The 21,737-nt window shown below is 73.0% G+C and carries 18 protein-coding genes and 1 pseudogene; 9 read left to right on the forward strand and 10 right to left on the reverse strand.

Going from position 1 to position 21,737, the window contains the following annotated elements; all coding sequences use genetic code 11:
- The first annotated feature begins 4 nt into the window (after positions 1-4).
- Positions 5-616 carry a GNAT family N-acetyltransferase gene (locus IE260_RS15005; RefSeq protein WP_189871900.1) on the forward strand — a complete coding sequence of 204 codons (612 nt, stop codon included), beginning with the start codon at positions 5-7 and terminating at the stop codon, positions 614-616.
- 7 nt (positions 617-623) lie between these two features.
- On the opposite strand, the gene IE260_RS15010 is transcribed toward IE260_RS15005, so the two are convergent.
- The 3 genes from IE260_RS15010 to IE260_RS15020 all read right to left on the reverse strand — a co-directional run bounded on the left by IE260_RS15010 (position 624) and on the right by IE260_RS15020 (position 2,525).
- The gene (locus tag IE260_RS15010) at positions 624-1,289 is read right to left on the reverse strand and encodes a pyridoxine/pyridoxamine 5'-phosphate oxidase (protein WP_189871901.1); all 666 of its coding nucleotides are present in this window, start codon (positions 1,287-1,289) and stop codon (positions 624-626) included.
- A gap of 52 nt (positions 1,290-1,341) precedes the next feature.
- A complete protein-coding gene (locus IE260_RS15015; RefSeq protein ID WP_189871903.1) occupies positions 1,342-1,767 on the reverse strand; it encodes a pyridoxamine 5'-phosphate oxidase family protein in 426 nt (141 codons plus the stop codon).
- A 119-nt stretch (positions 1,768-1,886) separates the two neighbouring features.
- Entirely contained in the window at positions 1,887-2,525 is a 639-nt protein-coding gene (locus IE260_RS15020) for a LysE family translocator (RefSeq protein WP_189871905.1), read from the reverse strand.
- 82 nt (positions 2,526-2,607) lie between these two features.
- On the opposite strand from IE260_RS15020, the gene IE260_RS15025 reads away from it, so the two are divergent.
- Positions 2,608-3,060: an Lrp/AsnC family transcriptional regulator gene (locus IE260_RS15025; protein WP_189871907.1), complete on the forward strand. Its 453-nt coding sequence runs from the start codon at positions 2,608-2,610 to the stop codon at positions 3,058-3,060.
- A gap of 126 nt (positions 3,061-3,186) precedes the next feature.
- On the opposite strand, the gene IE260_RS15030 is transcribed toward IE260_RS15025, so the two are convergent.
- Positions 3,187-3,822: a TetR family transcriptional regulator gene (locus tag IE260_RS15030; RefSeq protein WP_189872141.1), complete on the reverse strand. Its 636-nt coding sequence runs from the start codon at positions 3,820-3,822 to the stop codon at positions 3,187-3,189.
- A gap of 134 nt (positions 3,823-3,956) precedes the next feature.
- Here IE260_RS15030 and kbpA point away from each other — a divergent pair, with 134 nt between their 5' ends.
- The 3 genes and pseudogenes from kbpA (at position 3,957) to IE260_RS15045 (ending at position 7,956) form a co-directional block, all read left to right on the forward strand.
- The gene (gene kbpA / locus IE260_RS15035) at positions 3,957-4,766 is read left to right on the forward strand and encodes an AfsK-binding protein KbpA (RefSeq protein WP_189871909.1); all 810 of its coding nucleotides are present in this window, start codon (positions 3,957-3,959) and stop codon (positions 4,764-4,766) included.
- A 214-nt stretch (positions 4,767-4,980) separates the two neighbouring features.
- A pseudogene (gene afsK / locus IE260_RS15040) lies at positions 4,981-7,345 on the forward strand (protein serine/threonine kinase AfsK).
- An 86-nt stretch (positions 7,346-7,431) separates the two neighbouring features.
- Positions 7,432-7,956, forward strand: coding sequence for a hypothetical protein (locus IE260_RS15045; RefSeq protein ID WP_189871911.1), 525 nt, complete (start codon positions 7,432-7,434; stop codon positions 7,954-7,956).
- Positions 7,957-8,061: 105 nt separating this feature from the next.
- Here the strand turns inward: IE260_RS15045 and afsS are convergent, their stop codons facing one another.
- The 3 genes from afsS to IE260_RS15060 all read right to left on the reverse strand — a co-directional run bounded on the left by afsS (position 8,062) and on the right by IE260_RS15060 (position 11,915).
- Positions 8,062-8,250: a regulatory protein AfsS gene (afsS, locus tag IE260_RS15050; RefSeq protein WP_189871913.1), complete on the reverse strand. Its 189-nt coding sequence runs from the start codon at positions 8,248-8,250 to the stop codon at positions 8,062-8,064.
- 203 nt (positions 8,251-8,453) lie between these two features.
- Positions 8,454-11,411, reverse strand: a complete 2,958-nt coding sequence (gene afsR / locus IE260_RS15055) for an SARP-family global regulator AfsR (RefSeq protein WP_189871915.1) — start codon at positions 11,409-11,411, stop codon at positions 8,454-8,456.
- A gap of 102 nt (positions 11,412-11,513) precedes the next feature.
- Positions 11,514-11,915, reverse strand: a complete 402-nt coding sequence (locus IE260_RS15060; RefSeq protein WP_189871917.1) for a nitroreductase/quinone reductase family protein — start codon at positions 11,913-11,915, stop codon at positions 11,514-11,516.
- A gap of 102 nt (positions 11,916-12,017) precedes the next feature.
- Here IE260_RS15060 and IE260_RS15065 point away from each other — a divergent pair, with 102 nt between their 5' ends.
- Positions 12,018-12,839, forward strand: coding sequence for an endonuclease/exonuclease/phosphatase family protein (locus IE260_RS15065; RefSeq protein ID WP_189871919.1), 822 nt, complete (start codon positions 12,018-12,020; stop codon positions 12,837-12,839).
- A gap of 6 nt (positions 12,840-12,845) precedes the next feature.
- Here IE260_RS15065 and IE260_RS15070 read toward each other — a convergent pair whose 3' ends face one another.
- Positions 12,846-14,354, reverse strand: a complete 1,509-nt coding sequence (locus tag IE260_RS15070; RefSeq protein ID WP_189871921.1) for a CehA/McbA family metallohydrolase — start codon at positions 14,352-14,354, stop codon at positions 12,846-12,848.
- Between the two features lie 250 nt (positions 14,355-14,604).
- Between IE260_RS15070 and IE260_RS15075 the strand changes: the two genes are divergently transcribed.
- Together IE260_RS15075 and IE260_RS15080 are read left to right on the forward strand one after the other, a co-directional pair.
- Positions 14,605-17,190, forward strand: a complete 2,586-nt coding sequence (locus IE260_RS15075; RefSeq protein WP_189871923.1) for a bifunctional FO biosynthesis protein CofGH — start codon at positions 14,605-14,607, stop codon at positions 17,188-17,190.
- Positions 17,191-17,289: 99 nt separating this feature from the next.
- The gene (locus IE260_RS15080) at positions 17,290-17,853 is read left to right on the forward strand and encodes a hypothetical protein (RefSeq protein ID WP_189871925.1); all 564 of its coding nucleotides are present in this window, start codon (positions 17,290-17,292) and stop codon (positions 17,851-17,853) included.
- Here the strand turns inward: IE260_RS15080 and IE260_RS15085 are convergent.
- Entirely contained in the window at positions 17,846-18,346 is a 501-nt protein-coding gene (locus IE260_RS15085; RefSeq protein WP_189871927.1) for a DUF2165 domain-containing protein, read from the reverse strand. The genes IE260_RS15080 and IE260_RS15085 overlap by 8 nt on opposite strands.
- Positions 18,347-18,764: 418 nt before the next feature.
- On the opposite strand from IE260_RS15085, the gene IE260_RS15090 reads away from it, so the two are divergent.
- Complete coding sequence (locus IE260_RS15090) at positions 18,765-19,880, forward strand: ADP-ribosylglycohydrolase family protein (protein WP_189871929.1); 1,116 nt, start codon at positions 18,765-18,767, stop codon at positions 19,878-19,880.
- Positions 19,881-19,964: 84 nt separating this feature from the next.
- Here IE260_RS15090 and IE260_RS15095 read toward each other — a convergent pair whose 3' ends face one another.
- Complete coding sequence (locus IE260_RS15095; RefSeq protein WP_189871931.1) at positions 19,965-21,542, reverse strand: sodium:solute symporter family protein; 1,578 nt, start codon at positions 21,540-21,542, stop codon at positions 19,965-19,967.
- Between the last annotated feature and the right edge of the window lie 195 nt (positions 21,543-21,737).

The following is a 21,737-nucleotide window of genomic DNA, read 5'->3' on the forward strand; positions in this document are numbered from 1 at the left end:
CCCAATGGCCCACACACGCATGCGTACCCTCGCCCCCGCCCTCACCGGACCGCGCGGGCACGGCCTCAGCCTCGTTCCGTGGGACGCCGGCTCCGCCGCCGACGTGGAGACCTGGCTGCGCGGCTGCCTCGACCCCGAGTTCCAGCGCTGGAACACGCCGCTCAGGCTGATCACCGACGTCGCCGACGCCCGTGAGTCGCTGCGCGCGCGGGCCCGGGACGCCGCCGAGGGCAGGTCCGCGTCGTTCCGGATCACGGACGGCGACAGCGGGGCGGCGCTGGGGCACATCGGCCTCAACGAGATCAACCAGCCCCTGAAGCTGGCCCGTGTCGGCTACTGGGTGCTCCCCGAGGCCCGCGGCCGGGGCGTCGCCACCCGCGCCCTGCTCCTCGTCTCGCGCTGGGCCTTCGAGGAACTCGGCCTGCACCGGCTGGAGCTCGGCCACGCGGTCGGGCACGAGGTCTCCTGCCGGGTCGCCGAGCGGTGCGGGTACGCATATGAAGGGACCATGCGCGGCGCGATGTTCGAGGCCGGCCGGCACGACGCCTTCCGGGACGCGCATCTGCACGCCCGGCTCGCGGTGGACCCCGAGCCCGCCGCGCCCGACGGACGGTGACCGACGCTCACGGCCACAGCAGGAGCTTCCTCCAGCCCTCCTCCGACCGCCGGTAGGCCAGCCGTACGTGGCGGCGGCGCGCCTCGCCCTGGAAGAACTCCACCTCGTCCGGCTCCAGGCGGTACAGCGTCCAGGACGGAACGGGCGTGTCCGGCTCCCGCCCGGCCCGGTCCCACGCCGCCTCGGAGGCGCGGGCCAGCTCGTCCGGCGAGCTCAGGGGCTCGCTCTGCCGGCCGGTGAGGGCGGCGGCCAGGGCACCGGCCGAGCGGGCGTGCAGATCGGACCGCGCCTCCTCGGCCGGGGCGACGGCGACCGGACCGCGGACGCGCACCTGGCGGCCCAGCACCGGCCAGTAGAAGACGAGGGCGGCGTACGGACGGGCGGCGAGGTGACGGCCCTTGCGGCTGCCCGCGTGCGTGGCGAAGGACCAGCCGTCCGCGTCCGCGCCGTGCAGCATCACGATCCGTACGTCGGGCACGCCGTCCGCGTCCGCCGTGGCCAGCGACATGGTGTGCGGCTCGGTCTGCCCGGCCGCCACCGCGTCGGCGAACCACCGCGCGAACAGGGGCAGGGGGTCGGCGGGCGCGACGGCCGGGTCGAAGGCGGGCAGTTCGGTGACCGCCGGGTCCCACACCCGCAGTGACCTCAGCAGCTCGTGAAGATCGGTTCCCATGCCCCGATTGTCACGCGCCGCGCACCGCGCGCCGCGGCCCGCGGTCCGGTGTTCACACCGTGCCGAGGTCGGACGACACCCAGCGCTCCGGCCGCATGCGGATGACGACCTGCTCGCCGTGGTCCTTCCAGGCGAACTCGACGTAGCCGTCGACCTTCTCGGCCGGCAGGTAGCGGGCGGCGAGCTCCCGCAGCCGCTCGACCGTGGCGGGCACCGTCTCGACGACCGGCCCCTCCACCGACACGTACCGGATCGTGGGGTCCAGCCGGTCGACCATCAGGGAGAACCGCCCCGACGCCTTGATCAGCTCGTTCTTGCGGCTGTCCAGCCCGGTCATGATCCATACGTCGCCGCCGGGCTCGTACTGGTACCAGATCGGCACGGTGAGCGGGGCGCGTCCCGCTCCCGCGTCGACGGCGAGCGCGGCGATGTGCGGTTCGGCCAGGAACGTCTCTCGCTCTTCGCGGGTCAGGGCCATGGCGGTCTCCTCCGGCGATCGGGGCGTCCTCGACGAGTCAACGCCGACCCGGCGGGCCCGTGTTCCCCGTCGAAGCCATCAGACCGCGGTACGCCGCCCGCCGTGCGGTGCCACGCCCGTCAGATCGTCGCCAGTCGCTGCACCAGCAGCACCGCGCCGATGCCCAGCATCGCGGCGCCGGAGGTACGGGTGACCGCGCGGGCGGCGGCCGGCCGGGCGCCCAGGACGGCGCGGGCGCCGAGGCCGACCGTGAGGTACACGGCGGCGCAGCAGGCCATGTGCAGCAGGCCCAGGGCGACGGTCTGCGCGGGCACCGGCAGACGGCCGCCCCCGGTGACCAGGAACTGCGGCAGCACGGAGAGGTAGAGCAGCAGCCCCTTGGGGTTCAGCCCGCTGATCGCGGCACCGCGCAGGAAGACCCGCCCCCGGGACTCGGCGCGCACCCCCGCCCCGCCGGGCCCTTCGGCGGCCTCCACGGTGCCCGGACGGCGCAGCACCCCCCACCCGAGCCGCACGAGGTACGCCGCCCCCACCACCGTCAGCGCCGTGAGCAGGGCCGGGGAGCCGGCCACGAGGACCGCGAGGCCGGCCGCCGCGAGCAGCGTGTGCAGCGCGTACCCGGTGACCAGTCCGCCCACCGCCCATGTCACCGACCTCTCGCGCAGCCCGGCGGAGACGGCGTACGCCCAGTCCGCGCCCGGCACGCACACCAGCAGGAAGTCCAGGGCGAGGAAGGAGATGAGGGTTCCCGAGTCCATGCGGGGAAGATTAGGCGGAGTTGTCCGAAAGGTGTTCCCGAAGTTTGTCCACATCGCCGCCTATGGTGGAAGAATCTTCTCCGTGGACGACATGGACCGGAAGATTCTTGCCGAGCTCCAGCAGGACGGGCGGCTGACCGTGACCGAGCTGGCCTCGCGGGTGCGGCTGAGCGTCTCGCCGTGTCACCGGCGGCTGCGGGAGCTGGAGAGGTCGGGGGCGATCGGCGGCTACCGCGCGGTCGTCGATCCGGCGGCCGTCGGGCTGGCCTTCGAGGCGCTGGTCTTCGTGTCGATGCGGCAGGAGGACCGGGACACCGTCGAGGGGTTCGAGCGGGCGGTCGGCGAGGTGGCCGAGGTGGTCGAGGCGCAGCGGCTGTTCGGAGAGCCCGACTACCTGCTGCGGGTCGTCGCCGCCGACCTGGCGGCCTACCAGCGGCTCTACGACGAGCGGCTCGCCACCCTCCCCGGGGTGCAGCGGCTGACGTCGACGCTGGTGATGAAGCACGTGGTGAAGGACCGGCCGCTGCCGGCGTAGCCGGACGCGGGGGTGCCGGGGCCCCAGGGGCCGGACAGCGCAACAGGCGGCGGTCCACTCGGGTGAACCACCGCCTGCCAGACAGGACTTGGTGCGGACGAGGGGCCGTGCGCGCGGCCCGCCGCGTTACTTCGTGGGCTTCTTGCCGGTCACCCCCAAGTAGACCAACAGCGCGAGCGTCGGCTTCACTTCGGCCTGCTTCACGCCCGACGAGACGAAGCCCTTCTGATGGGAGGCCACGGCCGCGAGCATCGCGACCAGCGCGCCGGCGATCGCCGCCGGGTTCACGTCCTTGTCGACCTTTCCCTTGGCCTGGAGCCCCGCGACGGAGTCCGAAAGAGAACTGTTCACCGAGCTGAGGATCTTCGTACGGAGCTTGGCGAAGCGCTTGTCGCCCTCGGCGGCGCCGAGGTCGACGACGCGGAGGATGGCGTCGTTGCGCCGCCAGAACTCCAGGAATCCCTCGACCAGTTCCTGAGCCGTCTGCCAGCCGGCCTTGCCGACCCACGTGCGGCCCTGGACAACTTCGGTCAACTCGGCGCCCTCTGTGACCATTTGGTCGGCGAGCTCGAGGACGGCACCTTCGACATCGGGAAAGTATTGATAGAAGGTGGCGGGCGAAGTGCCCGCCTTCCGGGCGACGTCGATGACCTTGACGTCCCGGTAGGGAGAGGAGCTGAGCATTTCACTGAGGCAGTCGAGCAATTTCTGCCGTGTCTGCTGCCCACGTCGACCGGCCACGCGGCCGTCGACGGTACGCACTTGTCCTGTCATGCCGTCAGCTTACCGACGGGTGATCCGAGCGCGATTCGGCCGACTGCAAATGGGGTGCGCGGGCGAAGAGAGGCTGGTGTGCCTGGTCTGCGCGGTGCACGGGACGCGGTTACTTTGACGGCATGGCCGAAAACAGGGCATCACCGACTGCCGGTGGATCCGCCGGTGGATCCGCCGGTGGTTCCGCCGGGGGCTTCGCCGAGGGCGTCCCCTGCTGGGTGGACGCGCAGCTTCCCGACGTCGAGGCGGGCAAGCGCTTCTACGGCGGACTCTTCGGGTGGACCTTCGAGGAGGCGGGGCACGGCAGGTCCGTGTGGGCGCGGCTGGACGGCGAGCCCGTCGCCGCGCTCGTGCCCAAGACGGACGGCCGCATGCCCACCGTCTGGACGGTGTACTTCGCCACCCCGGACGCCGAGGCGCTGACCGCGCGGATCCGGGCGGAGGGCGGGCAGATCGTCACGCCGCCCCAGCCGGCCGGCGAGCTGGGCACCACCGCCCTCGTCACCGATCCCCAGGGCGCGGTCTTCGCCCTGCTGCAGCCGGGCGCTCCGGCCGGCCCCACGGGCACCACCGGCTCCCCGGGCTTCGCGGGCTTCGGCAAGCGGCACGAACCGGGCACCTTCGGCTGGGCCGAGCTCTACACCCGGGACACCGAGGCCGCCAACGCCTTCTACGGCGAACTGTTCCACGCCGCGCTCTTCGGCCCCGGCGCCGAGCCGGACTTCGGCCGCGCCCCCCTCTCCGACGTCTTCCCCGCCGAGATGCCGCCGCACTTCCTCGTCCACTTCCGGGTGGCGGACGGCGAGGCCGCGCTCGGGGCTGTGGCCCGGCTGGGCGGCCGGGTGCAGGTGCCGCCGTTCGAGACGTCGTACGGGCGGGTGGCCGTGGTCACCGACGACCAGGGGGCGTCGTTCGCGCTGCTGCACCGGTGAACGGGCGCGGCCGGAGCGCGGCCGGAGCACGGCTGGGGCATGACCTTTGCCCGGGATCGAGCTGGGACACCCCGTTTGTCCCCGGGTTCGCCACCGGCGCCTCGGACAGGAAGAATCGGGGTGCGTGCCGCCATGGCGGTGCGGTGGTGAGACGCTGCACTTCGGTCGCGTACATATGTGGGTGGCGCGGCTCGTACGGGGAGGTGGCAGGCAAGTGGTGGATCAGCTGACACAGCACGATCCGCGGCGTATCGGGCCGTTCGAGGTGCTGGGACGGCTGGGGGCCGGCGGCATGGGGCTGGTCTATCTCGCGCGCTCGGCGTCCGGCCGGCGCGTGGCGATCAAGACGGTCCGGACGGAGCTCGCCGAGGACCAGCTGTTCCGCGTCCGCTTCACACGCGAGGTCGAGGCGGCCCGCGCGGTGTCCGGCTTCTACACGGCGGCCGTGGTCGACGCCGATCCCCGCGCCGCCGTGCCGTGGCTGGCCACCGCGTACGTTCCCGCGCCCTCTCTCGAGGAGATAGTGAACGAGTGCGGACCGCTGCCGGCCCAGGCGGTGCGCTGGCTGGCGGCGGGTGTGGCCGAGGCCCTCCAGTCGATCCACGGTGCCGGCCTCGTCCACCGCGACCTGAAGCCCTCCAACGTCCTCGTCGTGGAGGACGGCCCCCGGGTGATCGACTTCGGTATCGCGTCCGGCGTCTCGAACACGCGTCTGACGATGACGAACGTCGCCGTCGGCACGCCCGCCTACATGTCGCCGGAGCAGGCGAAGGACTCGCGCAGCGTGACGGGCGCCAGCGACGTGTTCTCGCTCGGCTCGATGCTGGTCTTCGCCGCCACGGGCCACCCGCCCTTCCACGGGGCCAACCCCGTCGAGACCGTCTTCATGCTGCTGCGCGAGGGCCCGGACCTCGACGGCCTCCCGGACGAGCTGCGCCCGCTCATCGAGTCCTGCATGCAGATGGAGGCGACGGCCCGCCCCAACCCCGCCGACCTCCAGGCCCAGCTCGCGCCGCACCTGTTCGGCTCCGGCTCCGACGACAGCGGTACGGCGTCGGCGTGGCTGCCCGAGCGGGCGGTGAGCCTCATCGAGAGCCGCCGCAACGGCCGTCCCGCGGTCAAGCCCTCCCCGGCCGGCGGACGCAGCGCGGGCTCGGGCGGCCCGGCCCGGCCGCACGTGCCGCCGCCCCCGCCCCCGCCCTCGCACGCCCCGGCCGTCCCGGCGCCGCCCGTACCCGCACCCGTCGGCGCCCCCGACACCGGGCCCGTGCGGCTGGCCGGCGCGGCGGTGCCCATCGGCCCCGGCCCGCGCCGCCGCCGTCGCGGCGCCCCCGCCCGAGGCCGCCCTCGCCGCCTCCTGGGCCAAGCCGCGCCCCGGCGTCAACGGCGCCGACCCCGCCGCGTCCTCCGCGCCGCCCGCTCCCGCCGTGCCCCCGGAGGCGGCGGCGACCGGCTGGCGCCCCTGGCGCTTCCGCATGTCCAACGACGTCTGGGGCACCCCGTCCGTCGCCGGCGACCTCGTCTACGTCACCTCCTTCGAGGTGCACGCCCTGGACGTGGCCACCGGACGCCGGCGGTTCAAGACCCGCGACGTGGCCTGGTCGATGGCGGTCGCGGACGGCCGTATCCACGCCTCCGACGGCCCGACGCTCTTCGCCCTGGACGCCCGCGAGGGCACCGACCTCTGGCGCGTCCAGACGGACGCCTGGGTGTACTCGCTGAAGGCCGACCGGGGCACGGTCGTCACCGGCACGCGCGGCGGCGGCGTCCAGGGCTGGGAAGCTTCCAGCGGCCGGAAACTGTGGGAGATCACCGGCGCCCAGACCGACTTCGAGTCCCCCGAGGCGGGCGCCGCGGTCCACGACGGCACCGTGTACGTCTGGCAGGACGCCCGGCTGCGCGCCCTGGACGCCCGTACCGGCGACGAGCGCTGGTCGTACCCGATCGGCGACGCCGCCTCCTGCGGCGGCGTGCCCGTCCGCCTGACCCGGGCACCCGACGGCTACGTGTACGTCTCCGCCGGCACCCGCGTCCTGGCCCTGGAGGTCACCACGGGCCACGTCCGCTGGCAGTTCGAGGCCCCCGCGGTCTTCCTGTCACCGCCGGCCTTCGTGCCGGGCCCGGCGGTGACCGGCGGCGGGGTGTACCTGGCCGACTACCTCGGCACCGTCTACGCCCTCGACGCCACCGACGGCCGCGACCGCTGGCGCATCGCCACGGAGGCCCGGGCCTCGGTGGAGCCCGTCCTGGTGGCCGCCGGCCACGTGCACGTGGGCAGCGGCAAGGGCCTCTACACGCTGGACGCCGTCACGGGCACGCCCAAGTGGCGCTTCCAGGCGGGCGGCGACATCGTGGGCGCGCCCGCGGTGGCCGAGGGCCGCATCCACTTCGGCTCGACGGACCACCTGCTCTACACGCTGAAGGCCGCCGACGGCCGCCTGCGCTGGAAGCTGGCCACGGGCGGCGAGATCACCGGCTCCCCGGTGGTCCGGGACGGCATCGTGTACGCCTGCAGCAAGGACCGGTGCGTGTACGCGCTGGACGCGGAGAAGGGAACCGGGACGGCCCGCACGGCGTGACGCCGGGCCGCGCGGGGCTCCCGGGCCGCGCACGGCCGTGGCGCGGCGGTGACATGCTCGTGACACGTGATCGCTAGCTTGGCGGCATGACGACACGGGGGCGAGCAATCAGGTACACGGCGGTCTCGGCACTGGTGGTCCTGACCCTGACCGGCTTCTCGACGGGACGCGGTCACGGCAGCGGCGGCGGCGACGGCGGGGGAGGCGGCGGCTGCAGCAGCTCCAGCCAGAACCACGACAGCTCGTCGTCGACGGGCGGCGGTTCGTACGGGGACCACGACTACGACGATGACGAGCACGGCAGCGGAGGCGGCGGCAACGGAGGGAACAGCACCCCGTCCCTCCAGGACGCCACGGTGGAACTGGTGAGCTGCGCGACGCATGAGAAGCCCTACGCCACCGTCGAGGTCACCAACCCCAACACCCGCGAGGGCACCTTCACGGTGAACGTCGACTTCATGGACCGCGACGACCACCCGGCCGACTTCGCCTACCAGGACGTCACGGTGCCCGCCGGCGCCACGAAGACCGCCGAGATCGAGTTCGACGCGGCCCACCTCGCCGAACTCGACCACTGCGAGGCGTCCCCGGAGGCGTCCCCGGCGCTGTGAGGGCCGCGACGAGGGCGCTCCGCGCCGGCGCTCCGTGCCGGACGCACGTCGGCCGCGGCGGCTCCCCCTCCGCGCCGCCGCGGCCGATCCCCGCTGGGATGAGGTCTACTTGCCGTCCAGGTCCAGGACGGGCGGGGCGGGTGCGTGGTTGTCGAGGGTGACGACCGTGTCGTCCGCGGGCGGGGCGGGCGCGTGGTTGTCGAGGGTGACGACCGTGTCGTCGGCGGGCGGGGCGGGCGCGTGGTTGTCCAGCGTGGTGATCTCTTCGCCCTGGTTCTTCTTGGCGTCGCTCATACTGCGAGGTCTCCCCGTGTCCGAGTGGCTGTTCTGGCCGCCCCTGCCCGGCAACTCCCCCGAGGATTGCCGGGCAAGGGCCCTGTGGGCTCCCACCCTAGGTGGTGAGTCCCGGCAACCCGTCTGCCCCCCGACGCGACGGATTGGTGCGCTCAGCCTGGCAGCGAGGCATAAACAATCGATGAACGCCCCAAGAGGGCTTCTCAGGCCGCGGACATCGTGGCGAGCAGCGCTCGGACGCCTTCGGACTCCGGAGCGCCGGTCTGCTCGTAGAGGGACAAAGCCTCTCGCCAGCAAGCACATGCGCGGTCCATCTGGCCCAACGCATCGAGGGACTGACCAAGAGTTGTCAGGACGTTGGCCCTCATTCGGTCGCCTCCGATGCAGCCGACGGCGAGTGCCTGTTCGGCGTGCTGGGCGGCCTTGGCGGGCATGCGCGCGGCGAAGTAGGCCTGTGCGATGCGGAAATGCGTGGTGCCCTCCCACAGCCGCTGCCGATTGACCTGGAACATACCGAGTGCGTCGGTCAGTTCATCCAGCGCCTCGGATGAGCGCCCAGCGGACGTGTATGCCAGGCCGAGGGCGTATCTGGCGTTGGCGAGGCGCAACGTCAGGCCCAGTCGGTCGTAGATCCGGATGCCTTCTTGCGCGAGCCTGACCGCGTCGGATGTGTTCCCCATGGCGAGATGGACGCGCGAAAGGTTGCACAGGGCGCTGGCCTCGAGCGGAGCGTTTCCGTCATCCCTCGATCCCTCGATGGCGGTGAGCAGGTGCTCCTCGGCGTCCTCGTTGCGTCCTTGGATCAGAGCGATGATTCCGCGGTCGTTGCTGGCCCAGTAGAGAGGTATGAGGTCCCCCACAGAACCCGCGAGCCGGATCGCCCGGCTGGCCTCGTCCTCCGCATCGTCGTACCGGCCCGCCACCAAGTGAACGTTGATGAGCGCAGTACGGGCCCGGCCCTCGGCCTGCGGGTCTCCTGCCGCCCGTGCCGCGTCCCTGGCTGCGAGCGCAGCCGATTCGTACTGCTTGGAGTTCGCCCCCGACTCTCCCAGGTCCTTCGCGGCCCACAGCAGGTCGACGCCGCGGCGAAGGCGGCTGGTGCCGAAGGCCTGACGTGCGGATGACAGGAGGCAGTTGGCCTCGGAGTACAGCCAGTCGAGGGCGACCTGCCGGTCACCGAATTCCAGCCCGGCGTACTGGGTCGGCTCCAGGTGGTCGACAAGTCGGTCACCCGGTCGCTCGATGGCAAAGACCCCCGCCGCCGTGGCCAGATAGAAGTCCAGCAACCGCGACAGCGCGGCGTCCCGTTCGCTCGGCGGATGCTCGTCCCGTTCCGCGCACGCACGCGCGTAGAGGCGGACCAGGTCGTGGAACCGGTACCGACCAGGTGCCGCCGATTCCAGCAGGGACGTGTCCACCAGGGACTCCAGGAGGTCCTCGGTCTCCTCCGCGGGCAGGTCCAGGACCGCCGCCGCGGCCGCCAGGGAGATGTCCGGGCCGTCCGCCAGGCCCAGCAGCCGGAACGCCCGCGCCTGGGCCGGCTCCAACTGCCCGTAGCCCAGTTCGAAGGTGGCCTTGACCGCCAGGTCGCCGGCCTGCAGTTCGTCCAGCCTGCGTCGCTCGTCGGCCAGCTTCGCCGCGAGGACCGACACCGTCCACGTGCGGCGGGCCGCCAGGCGGGACGCCGCGATGCGGATCGCCAGCGGCAGGAAGCCGCACGCCGCGACCACGTCCAGGGCGGCTTCGCGTTCCGAGGCCACCCGCTCCTCGCCCACGATCGTCGTGAAGAGCGCCAGCGCTTCGTCCGGGGACATCACGTCCAGGTCGACCAGATGCGCGCCCGCCAGATCCACCATCCGCATGCGGGACGTCACCAGGGCCGCGCAGCCCGCCGTCCCCGGCAGCAGAGGCCTCACCTGCGCCGCGTCACGGGCGTTGTCCAGCAGGACCAGGACGCGGCGGCCGTCCAGGACCGAGCGGTACAGCGCCGCCCGTTCCTCCAGGGAGTCGGGGATCGCCGAGTCCGCCGTGCCCAGGGCGCGCAGGAAGGAGCCGAGGACCGTCTCCGGTTCCGCCGCCCGCGGGCCCGCGCCCTGCAGGTCGACGTACAGCTGCCCGTCCGGGAACGCGGCCCGCGCCGCGTGGGCCACGTGCACCGCCAGGGTCGTCTTGCCGACGCCGCCGATTCCGGCGAGGGCCGACACCGCCATCACGCGGCCCTCGGTGCCGGACGCCGAGGCCAGTACGTCGCTCAGCTCGCGGACGAAGGACGCCCGGCCGGTGAAGTCCGGGACCGTGGCGGGGAGCTGCGCCGGGCGTACCTGCACGGCCCCGGGCTCCGCTGCCGGCGCCGACGGTTCCGCCAGGGTCGGGTCCGCGCGCAGTACCCGCTGCTGGAGCTCCTGGAGGTCCGGGCGCGGGTCCACGCCCAGTTCGTCGGCGAGCAGGCGCCGCGTGTCCGCGTACACCGCGAGGGCCTCGGCCTGGCGTCCGCTGCGGTACAGGGCGAGCATGAGGAGCTCCCTCAACCGCTCCCGCAGGGGGTGCGCCGCCGTCAGGGCCGTCAGCTCCGAGACGGCCTCCGCGTGGCAGCCCTGTTCCAGGTCCAGGTCCAGGCGCGACTCCACCAGCTGCAGCCGCCACTCCTCCAGGCGGACCCGCTGCGCCTGCGCGTACGGCCCCGGCACCCCGGCCAGCACCTCGCCGTCCCACAGCGCGAGCGCCCGGCGCAGCACGGCGCGCGCGTGGCACAGGTCCCCGGATCCGCGTGCCTTCTCCGCCTCGACGGCCAGCTCCTGGGCGACTGCCAGATCCAGCGCCCCGTCCGCCAGGCCCCGCACGGCATACCCGCCGGACTCGCTCACCAGGACGCCGGTCCCCAGCACCTTCCGCAGCCGGGACGCGTACGTCCGTACCGCCGCCAGGGCCTGCGACGGCGGCTCCTCGCCCCACAGGGCGTCGATCAGCTCCGGCGCCGTGGCCGTGCGGCCCTCGCGCAGCAGCAGGGCGGCCAGCAGGGCGCGTTGCTGGGGGGAACCGGTGGTCAGAGGTTCCTCGCCGCGCCAGGCGCGCACCGGTCCGAGTACGCCGAAGCGCAGCGTCTCCGACTCCGCCGAGGTGCCGGGACGCCTCTGCTCCGGCACTCGCGGTACACCGTCCATCGCCGTCCCCCTAGACATCCTGAGCAACCATGTCAGTTTGCCTTGTTCATGCCGACCTCGTCAGCCGTGGGAGACGCCGATCACAGAGCCCTCACCTGGCACTCATCGGTCCAGGTCGATCCGGACCGTCAGCAGTCCCGGCCGGGACCCCAGCGCCCGTACCGCCGCGCTGTTCAGACGGGGCAGGACGCGCAGGCGGGCGAGCGGGTCGTCGTCGGGGAGGAGGCGGGCCGTTCCCGTGTGCCAGCGGCCCCGCAGACGCACCCGGACCCGGGGGTCCGCCGCGATGTTGCGGACGTACTGCGACCGCTCGCCGAACTCCGAGACCAGCCAGAAGGAGTCCCCCACCCGTCGGCCGCCCACCGGGGTGCGGCGGGGCAGGCCGGAGACGCGGCCGGTGGTCTCCAGGAGGGTCTGGAGCGGCAGCCGGCGCGTGACGGGATTGGCGATCCGGCGCTGGAAGGCCGTGACGGCCCGGTACTTGGTCTCGGTGTCACGTGACATCGCTTCTTCGGGCCCCCGTCTCGTAGCCGACCGGTGTCGTTCCATCTTCCCCGGAAAGCCTCACCGGGGAAGCCTCGGGCCAGTGGTGGGGGTGGTGCGGTCGTGCGTGTCGTGACGTGGAACCTGTGGTGGCGGTTCGGACCCTGGGAGGAGCGGCAGAAGGCGATCCTCGCCGTGCTGCGGGAGCTGCGGCCCGATGTCGTGGGGCTGCAGGAGGTGTGGGCCGCCGACAAGGGCGGGAACCTCGCCGAGTGGCTGGCCGGCGAACTCGGCCTGCACTGGACCTGGTCCGCCTCCGAGGCCCCGGGGCGGTGGCAGCGGCGCATCGGCGACGACACGGTCGGCATCGGCAACGCCGTGCTCAGCCGCTGGCCCGTCGTGGAGTGCGCGGCGCTGCGGCTGCCCGTCCCCGAGGAGTTCGACGACGGACGGCTCGCCCTCTACGCCCGGCTGGACGCCCCCGGCCACCGGGTGCCCTTCTTCACGGCCCACCTGACGTCGGTACCGGACGGCTCGGCCGTGCGGTGCGCGCAGGTCGACGCCCTCGCGCGGTTCGTCGCCGGGCACCGGCGGGGGACCGACTTCCCGGCCGTCGTCACCGGGGACTTCAACGCCCGGCCGGACGACCCGGAGATCCGGCTGCTCGGCGGGTACGGCACGGATCCCGTCGCTGCGGGCCCGGCCCTCGTCGACGCCTGGGAGCACGCCGACCCGGCGGCCCCGTCCGCGACCTGGGACGGGGCCAACCCGTACGTCGGGGCCTCCGGTGTCCCGGGCGTACGGATCGACTACGTCCACGTGGGGCCGCCGGGCCCGGGCGGCCTCGGGGGCGTGCGCGCGGTGCGGCGGGCCGGCGACGGCCCCGTGGACGGGGTGTGGCCGTCCGACCACGCGGCCGTCGTCGCCGACCTGGCGGGGGTCTGAGGACGGTCAGCGCCGCCCGAGGAAGACCGGGTTGGTGAACGCCGCCAGCGCGCCCGGCAGCGGTCCCGCCGCCGTCTCGTGCCGCAACTCCGCCCGTACGTAGGCGGCGTACGAGGCGGTGGTCCGCCACTCGACGACCCCCGAGCCCGACACCGGCAGCGGGGCACCGGTGAACAGCACGCCCTGGTCCGTGACGAAGCGGACCGTGCAGCGCGGCGCGCCGGTCACCTCCAGGCGTACGGTGACCGGGGTCTCGGGGTCCACGTGCAGCCGCTCGCCGATGCCGGCGTGCTCGCCCCGGCCGCCGGAGGCGGTGAAGGCCAGCGACACCTTCGAGGACTCGGCGACGTACGACCGTCCGGCCCGGATGCCCTCCTGGATCGCCTCGCGGGTCAGGTCGTCGGCGAGGACGACCGTCTGCGGGGACCCGACGGCGTCCGGGTCGCGGTGGGAGTCGCTGCTGCCCATCGCCGGGATCCAGTCTCGGCCGTCGCGCTCGGCGGCGACCAGCATGCCGTCCCAGTCGGCGAGCGCCACCTCGTCGTCGGGCGTGTAGGGGCCGTTCCACACCTCGACGGCGTCGGCCTCCCCGAAGCCGAACTTCCAGTTGCAGCCGATGCAGGTGGCGTGCGGGTGGGCCGGGACGACGAGGCCGCCGGCGCGGCGGATCTGGCGGGCGAACCGGCCGAAGCGGTTGTCGCGGGCCCGGTAGCGCCAGTCGACGAAGGTGCCCGGATCGGTGCCGATCGCCACCACGTGGCCGTTGCGGGTCGTGACCTCCTCGCCCAGCAGGATCAGCAGGTCGTCACCGGCCACGTCCGCCCAGTGCGCGTGCGCCGAGTGCGTGTTGTGCTCGGAGGAGTTGATGAAGTCCAGGCCGGCCGCCCGTGCGAGCGCCGCGATCTCGGCCGGGGTGCGGCGGCCGTCGGAGTACCAGGAGTGCAGGTGGCAGTCGCCCCGGTACCAGGAGCGGCCCCGGCCCTTGGCGCGGGACGGCGGGTAGACGGGCCGTACGGTCTCGCCCGGTTCCCCGTACGTCAGCGTGATCGTGATCTCGTACGACAGTCCCTGCGGGGCCACGGTGTACGGGCCGAGCGCGATGTGCCAGGTGCCCGGCCGGACGGGCCCTGGGATGTAGCCGGGCGTGGCGTCGTCCGCCCGTACGAAGAACTCGGTGCGCGCGCCGCCCGACCAGCCGCGGAAGCCACGGCCGCCCAGGTCGGTGCCGCGCTCGTCGAAGATGCCGATGTCGAGGGCGTTGCCCGGGGTGCCGGCCGGGACGGCGGGCCGGTCGTAGGTGTAGGCGACCCTGATCTCCCGCACACCGGCCGGGACTTCGACCGGAACGTACACGAAGTCGGGCGAGCCGGTGGGCAGGGTGCCGCGCACGGTTCTCGTCTGCTGGTCCCGGCCTGCCGCTGAAGCGAAGCTCACGGTTCCCAACGTAAGCGCGGCGGCGGCGCCCGTCACGAACACCGCGCGTCTGCCGATTCCGGCGTGGTCGTCCTCGCACATGCTGCTGCTCCCAGGGTGTCGGGTGAGTGCCGTGGGTGGTGCAGGGGTGGTGCGTGCAACCTTGGTATTGAGCCGTGAACTCCCGTGCAAGGAAAGGGGGGCGGCGGATTTCGGGCGAAGGGCCGCGGGGTGGACCGCGGCGGACCGGGGCGGACGGCGTGGCCGGCCACCGGGTGGACCGTGCAGGGGACCGCGCGATGGGGCGGCGCCGGGCGGCGCGTCCCGATCATGCCGCTCGTATGCTCGAAGGATGACGACTTCCGCGACCTCCGGAACCGGCCCGACCGAGAACTCCATGCGTCGCGCCCTCAAACGCGCCCGGGACGGCGTCGCCCTCGACGTCTCCGAGGCGGCGGTACTGCTCCAGGCCCGCGGCGAGCAGCTCGACGACCTCGCCGCCTCCGCCGCGCGGGTACGGGACGCGGGTCTCGACGCGGCGGGCCGCCCCGGCGTCATCACGTACTCGAAGAGCGTCTTCATCCCCCTGACCCGGCTGTGCCGGGACAAGTGCCACTACTGCACCTTCGTCACCGTCCCCGGCAAGCTGCGCCGTGCCGGGCACGGGATGTTCATGTCGCCGGACGAGGTGCTCGACATCGCCCGCAAGGGCGCGGCCCTCGGCTGCAAAGAAGCCCTGATCACCCTCGGCGACAAGCCCGAGGACCGCTGGCCGGAGGCGCGCGAGTGGCTCGACGCGCACGGCTACGACGACACGATCGCCTACGTCCGTGCCGTCTCCATCCGCATCCTGGAGGAGACCGGCCTGCTGCCCCACCTGAACCCGGGGGTCCTGACCTGGACGGACTTCCAGCGCCTGAAGCCGGTCGCCCCCTCCATGGGCATGATGCTGGAGACGACGGCGACCCGCCTGTGGTCCGAGCCCGGCGGCCCGCACCACGGTTCCCCGGACAAGGAACCGGCTGTCCGGCTGCGCGTCCTGGAGGACGCCGGCCGCTCCTCCGTGCCCTTCACCTCCGGGATCCTCATCGGCATCGGCGAGACGTACGAGGAGCGCGCCGAGTCGCTGTTCGCGCTGCGGAAGGTGGCGCGGGCCTACCACGGCATCCAGGAACTGATCATCCAGAACTTCCGCGCCAAGCCGGACACCGCGATGCGCGGCATGCCCGACGCGGAACTGGACGAACTGGTCGCGACGGTCGCCGTCGCCCGGCACATCATGGGCCCGTCCGCCTGCCTCCAGGCCCCGCCGAACCTGGTGGACGCCGAGTACGAGCGGCTGATCGGCGCCGGCATCGACGACTGGGGCGGGGTCTCCCCGCTGACCATCGACCACGTCAACCCCGAGCGTCCCTGGCCGCAGATCGAGGAACTCGCCGAGAAGTCCCGGGCGGCCGGTTTCGAACTGCGCGAACGCCTCTGCGTCTACCCGGAGTTCGTCACGCGCGGCGAACCCTGGCTGGACCCGCGCCTGCGCCCGCACGTGTCCGCTCTGGCCGACCCGGTCACGGGGCTGGCCCGCGAGGACGCGACGGTCGAGGGCCGGCCGTGGCAGGAGCCGGACGAGGCGTTCACCGCGAGCGGCCGCACCGACCTGCACCGCACCATCGACACCGACGGCCGTACCTCCGATCGCCGCGACGACTTCGACGAGGTGTACGGCGACTGGGGCGCCCTGCGCGAGGCCGCCGCCCCCGGCCTGGCGCCCGAGCGCATCGACACCGACGTGCGCCAGGCCCTGGCGACGGCGGCCGACGACCCGACGAAGCTGACGGACGAGGAGGCGCTGGCCCTCCTCCACGCGGACGGCCCGGCACTGGACGCCCTGTGCCGGATCGCGGACGACGTGCGCAGGGCGGCGGTCGGCGACGACGTGACGTACATCGTCACGCGGAACATCAACTTCACCAACGTCTGCTACACCGGCTGCCGTTTCTGCGCCTTCGCCCAGCGCCGCACGGACGCCGACGCCTACACGCTCTCCCTGGACCAGGTGGCCGACCGCGCCCAGCAGGCGTGGGACGTGGGCGCCGTGGAGGTCTGCATGCAGGGCGGCATCCACCCGGACCTGCCGGGCACGGCGTACTTCGACATCGCGAAGGCGGTGAAGGAGCGGGTCCCCGGCATGCATGTGCACGCCTTCTCCCCGATGGAGGTGGTCAACGGGGCCACGCGCACCGGGATGTCCGTCCGCGAATGGCTGACGGCGGCCAAGGAGGCGGGCCTGGACTCGATCCCGGGCACGGCGGCGGAGATCCTGGACGACGAGGTCCGCTGGATCCTCACCAAGGGCAAGCTGCCGGCGGCGACCTGGATCGAGGTCGTCGAGACGGCGCACGAGCTGGGCATCCGCTCGTCCTCGACGATGATGTACGGCCACGTCGACCAGCCCCGCCACTGGCTCGGCCACCTGCGCACGCTGGCCGGCATCCAGCAGCGGACGGGCGGCTTCACGGAGTTCGTGACACTGCCGTTCATCCACACCAACGCGCCGGTGTACCTGGCGGGCATCGCACGGCCCGGTCCGACCACGCGCGACAACCGGGCGGTGACGGCGATGGCCCGCCTCCTCCTGCACCCGCACATCACCAACATCCAGACGAGCTGGGTGAAACTGGGCACGGAGGGTGCGGCGGAGATGCTCCGCTCCGGCGCGAACGACCTCGGCGGCACGCTCATGGAGGAGACGATCTCGCGGATGGCGGGCTCGTCGTACGGCTCCTACAAGTCGGTCAAGGACCTGATCGCGGTCGCGGACGCCGCCGGCCGCCCGGCGAGGCCCCGGACCACGCTGTACGGCGAGGTGCCGGAGGAACGGCAGCGGGCCGCGCAGGCGTCCGACGGGCATCTGCCGGAGCTGCTGCCCGTGCTGGACTGAGGCCGGGACCGCGGCCGGACGGGCGCGGGGACGCTCACAGTAGGATGATCGGACCCCCGGTGTGTCGGGGGGTTCTCGTAGCTGAGGAGATGCGTGCCCGTGCCTGCCCGACTTCCCTCGTGGGCCTGGGTCTCCGGTCTGACCGTGGGGGCGATCGCGGCGGTGGCCGTCCTGACCGTGCAGGCGGACCGGGGGCCCCACCCCACCGCCTCGGTCGCCAGGCCGAGCGCCACGGCGTCGGCGGGCGCGCAGCCGGCGCCGGAGGCGTCGCGGCCGGCCGCCGTGCCGGAGGGTTCCGGCACCGGCCGGCGCGTGGTGTACTCCCTCGGCCAGAAGCGGGTCTGGCTGGTCGACGCCAGCGACGCGGGGCGGCGGACGTTCACCGTGTGGCCGGGGACGGTCGGCCCCGACCCCGGCACCTACACGATCGGGACCCGCACCGAGGGGGCGACGACCGGCTCCGACGGCGTGAGGATCGAGCACATCGTCTACTTCGCCCTCCAGGACGGTGTCTCGGTCGCCTTTTCCAACGCCGTCGACGGCTCCTCGCCGCCACCGCCCGCCTCCGGCGCGAAGACCGGCGGCATCCGCATGCACAAGGCGGACGGTGACGCGCTGTGGGCGTTCGGGACGACCGGGACGAGGGTCGTCGTCGTCAAGTAGCCCGGCCGGTCCGCTCACCGGCCAGCTGCACGACCAGCAGGACCACGCCGCTCATCAGGAACGCCCGCGTCGCCGCGTCCAGCCCGTTCCAGTCCTCGGACTGCCACATCGCGAACCACTCGCCGCCGATGCCGATGAAACCGGCGCCGAAGAGCAGCATCACCATCAGCAGGCCGTAGGTGGAGACCGTCCGGGCCTGTGCGCGCCCCCGGAGCCAGAACCAGGTGCCGGCGATCAGCACGAGGGCCGCGACCGTCTCCCAGACGATGATCGCCACGTACGCCGCGTTCTGTAAGCCCTCGCTGGTGACGGCCCGCCACATCAGGTCGTCGTCCTTGAAGGTGGTGTCCATGGCGAGCACGTGCTGGACGAAGGCCTGGTTGGTCCCGAAGTCGGTGATGTTCCCGAAGGCCACGAGGGTCATGTAGAGGGCGACGGTGCCCGTGAGCAGGGCCGCGGTCAGGGGCAGGGCCCGCGAGGTGGTGGTGGTCATGCCCACCTCATTCCCCGTGGGACCGGCGCTCATCCGACGCGTCGCCCGCGGGGCGTGGGAGGCCGGGGCCGCCGTGGCGACGGGGCCGTGAGGCCGGTGAGCAGCGCGGCGGCCGACAGGACGCCCGCCATGCCGACACGTGTCTTCCGGGTCATGACCGGCATCGTTCTGCGGCCGGACGGGCGGCAGGTCAACCGATCGTCGACCGGAGGGGTCGGCCGGGCGTCCTGACGGTACCGGCGAACTCCGTCCGGGTGGCGTTCGTGAAGGGCGCCCCCGTTGCCGGTACGGCTGATAACCGACCACTTCCGACCAGTCGGGCCACACTTCCCATACCGTTCCGCGCCCTGAACCGACAGCCTCCGTTCGATTACAGTGCTGGGCGTCGTACGGACGCACGGTGCCCGGGGAGGTCAAGGTGGGTGCGACAGCCGGGCCCGTCTGGGGCCGTGCCGAGCAGCAGGACTTCCGGAGCCGGGTGCGCGGGACGCTGCTCGGGGTCGCCGTCGGTGACGCGCTGGGCGCGCCCGTCGACGGGCTGGGCAGCGAGGAGCTCCTGGAGGCGTTCGGTGCCGAGGGCCTCGCCGATCTGGCGTCCGCCTACGGGCGGCGCGGTGCCGTCACCCACCTCACGCAGCTCACCCTGTTCTCCGTCGACGGGCTGATCCGCGCCCAGGTACGGCGGGACACCGGCGCCTGGCATCCGCCGACCGACCTGCACCGGGCGTACCTGCGGTGGGCGGCCACCCAGCGTGACTGGGGACCGGACGAGCGGCGCAAGGACGACGGGTGGCTGGCCCGCGAGGAGTGGCTGTACGCCCGCCGGGACGCGACGCGCGCGCTGCTGCTCGGGCTGGGCGACGAGACCATGGGCACCCCTGAGGCGCCCAAGAACCCCGGTGAGCGCGGGCCCGAGGCCGTCGGCAGGTCCGCTCCCTTCGGGCTGCTGGTGGGATGGGAGCCGCAGCTGGTCGCCCAGCTCGCCGTGGAGTGCGCGGCGCAGACCCACGGCCACCCCACCGCCTGCCTGGCGGCGGGCGCGTACGCCGTGATCGTGCACGGCCTGGCACGCGGCGAGAGCGTGGACGGGGCCGTGCAGCGGGCTCTCGCCCTGCTCGCCGCCCGGCCCGGTCACCAGCCGGTGTCGGACGCGCTCCAGCACGCGCTGGGCGCGGTGCGGCAGGGGCTGCCCACCCCGGCGCGGGTGACCGAGCTGGTCGGGGAGGGCACCGCGGAGGGCGTCACGGCGGCGGCCGTGTACTGCGCCCTCGTCGGCGAGGACGTCCGGCACGGGCTGCGTCTCGCCGTCAACCACGGTGGGCCCTCGGCCGCGACGGGCGCCCTGACGGGCGGGCTGCTCGGCGCCCTGCACGGCGAGACGGCCCTCCCGCCGGCCTGGCTGGCCGAGCTGGAGGGCCGCCCCACGATCCTGGAACTGGCCGACGACTTCGCCATGGAGATGACCCAGGGCCCCGCGCTGCACGGACCGGCGGGATCGTCCCCGGGGTGGCTGGCGCGATACCCCAGGGCGTGAACTCCGGGTCCGCCGGGCGCGGCCCCAGGGCCCGTCCGACGATCCCCGCCCGCCCCGCGACCCGTGCGCGGCCCCGGTTCTGCCCTAGTCCTTCACCCGCGTCCGGCCCACCGCGTCCTCCGTCCCGCCCGCAGGCGCCGGGATCGCCGCCGCGGCGCCGGCGGAGTCGTCGTCCGTGTTGACCCGCTCGATGACCGCGAGCCGTTCCGGGGTGTCCTCCGGCTTGAGGAAGCCGATCAGGACGTACAGGACCAGCGACACGGCCAGCGGGATCGAGACCTGGTACTCCAGCGGCACCCCGCCCTCCACGTTCCAGTGGATCGGGTAGTTGACCAGCCAGAAGGCGAGCAGGCCGGCCGCCCAGCTGGTGAGTGCGGCGGTCGGGCCCGAGCGGCGGAAGGGGCGGAGCAGGCCGAGCATCATCGGGATCGCGATCGGGCCCATCAGACCGGCGACCCACTTGATGACGACCGTGATGATGTCCTTGAAGGTGGGGGAGTTGACCTGCGTCGCCACCGCCATCGACAGGGCGAGGAAGACGACCGTCGTCAGCCGGGCCGCCACCAGCCCGGACCGCTCGCCCCACGCCCGCGCCCGTGCCGACAGCACCGGCGCCACGTCCCGGGTGAACACCGCGGCGATGGCGTTGGCGTCGGAGGAGCACATGGCCATGGTGTGCGAGAAGAAGCCGACGACGACCAGGCCCAGCAGACCGTGCGGGAGGAGCTGTTCGGTCATCAGGGCGTAGGAGTCGGAACCGTCCGGCTTCTGCGACTCGACCAGGAGCGGGGACATCCACATCGGGAAGAACAGCACCAGCGGCCAGACCAGCCACAGCACCGCCGACAGCCGCGCCGACCGCTCGGCCTCGCGCGGGTTGGGCGTGGCCATGTAGCGCTGGGCCTGGTTGAGCATGCCGCCGTTGTACTCGAAGAGCTTGATGAAGAGGAACGCGAGCAGGAACACCGTGCCGTACGGGCCGACCAGCGGCTCCTCGTGGCCCTGGAGGGCCGGTTCGTCCCAGACGCCGAAGAAGCCGCCGTGGTCGCCGAGTTCCATGACGACGGCCACGAACATCGCGATGCCCGCCAGCAGCTGGATGACGAACTGCCCCAGCTCGGTCAGCGCGTCCGCCCACAGGCCGCCGATCGTGCAGTAGATGCCCGTGATCACGCCGGTGATCAGGATGCCCTGGTTGAGGGAGATGCCGGTGAACACGGACAGCAGCGTGGCGATGGCCGCCCACTTCGCGCCGACGTCCACGATCTTCAGCAGCATGCCGGACCAGGCCAGGGCCTGCTGGGTGGGCATGTTGTACCGGTTCTTCAGGTACTCCAGCGGAGAGGCGACGTGCAGGCGCGAGCGCAGCCGGTTGATGCGCGGCGCGAACAGCTTCGACCCGACGGCGATACCGAGGGCGATGGGGAAGGACCACGTCACGAAGGACGTGACGCCATAGGTGTAGGCGATGCCGGCGTAGCCGGTGAACATCACCGCGCTGTAGCCCGACATGTGGTGGGAGATGCCGGACAGCCACCAGGGCATCTTGCCGCCGGCGGTGAAGAAGTCGCTGACGTTGTCCACGCGTTTGTGCGACCAGACGCCGATCGCCACCATCACGGCGAAGTAGCCGATGAGCACGGACCAGTCGAGACCGTTCATGTGCCCCCTTCCAGGGTCCGCCTTGTGAACTCCGCTCAGCAGGTTGGCACTTCGCATGAGCGGGGCGATGGCGAGGCAGGCCGCGAAGTGCCCGCTCATCGTGGGATCGACGACGCGAGCACGACAAGAAAGCGGAAGGTCAAGAGGGAGTAAAAAGGTTCGGCTTACTGACCTTGGTTCATGTACGTGAACCGG

Source organism: Streptomyces viridiviolaceus (assembly GCF_014650995.1).
In the GTDB taxonomy this organism is placed as follows: Bacteria; Actinomycetota; Actinomycetes; order Streptomycetales; family Streptomycetaceae; genus Streptomyces; species Streptomyces viridiviolaceus.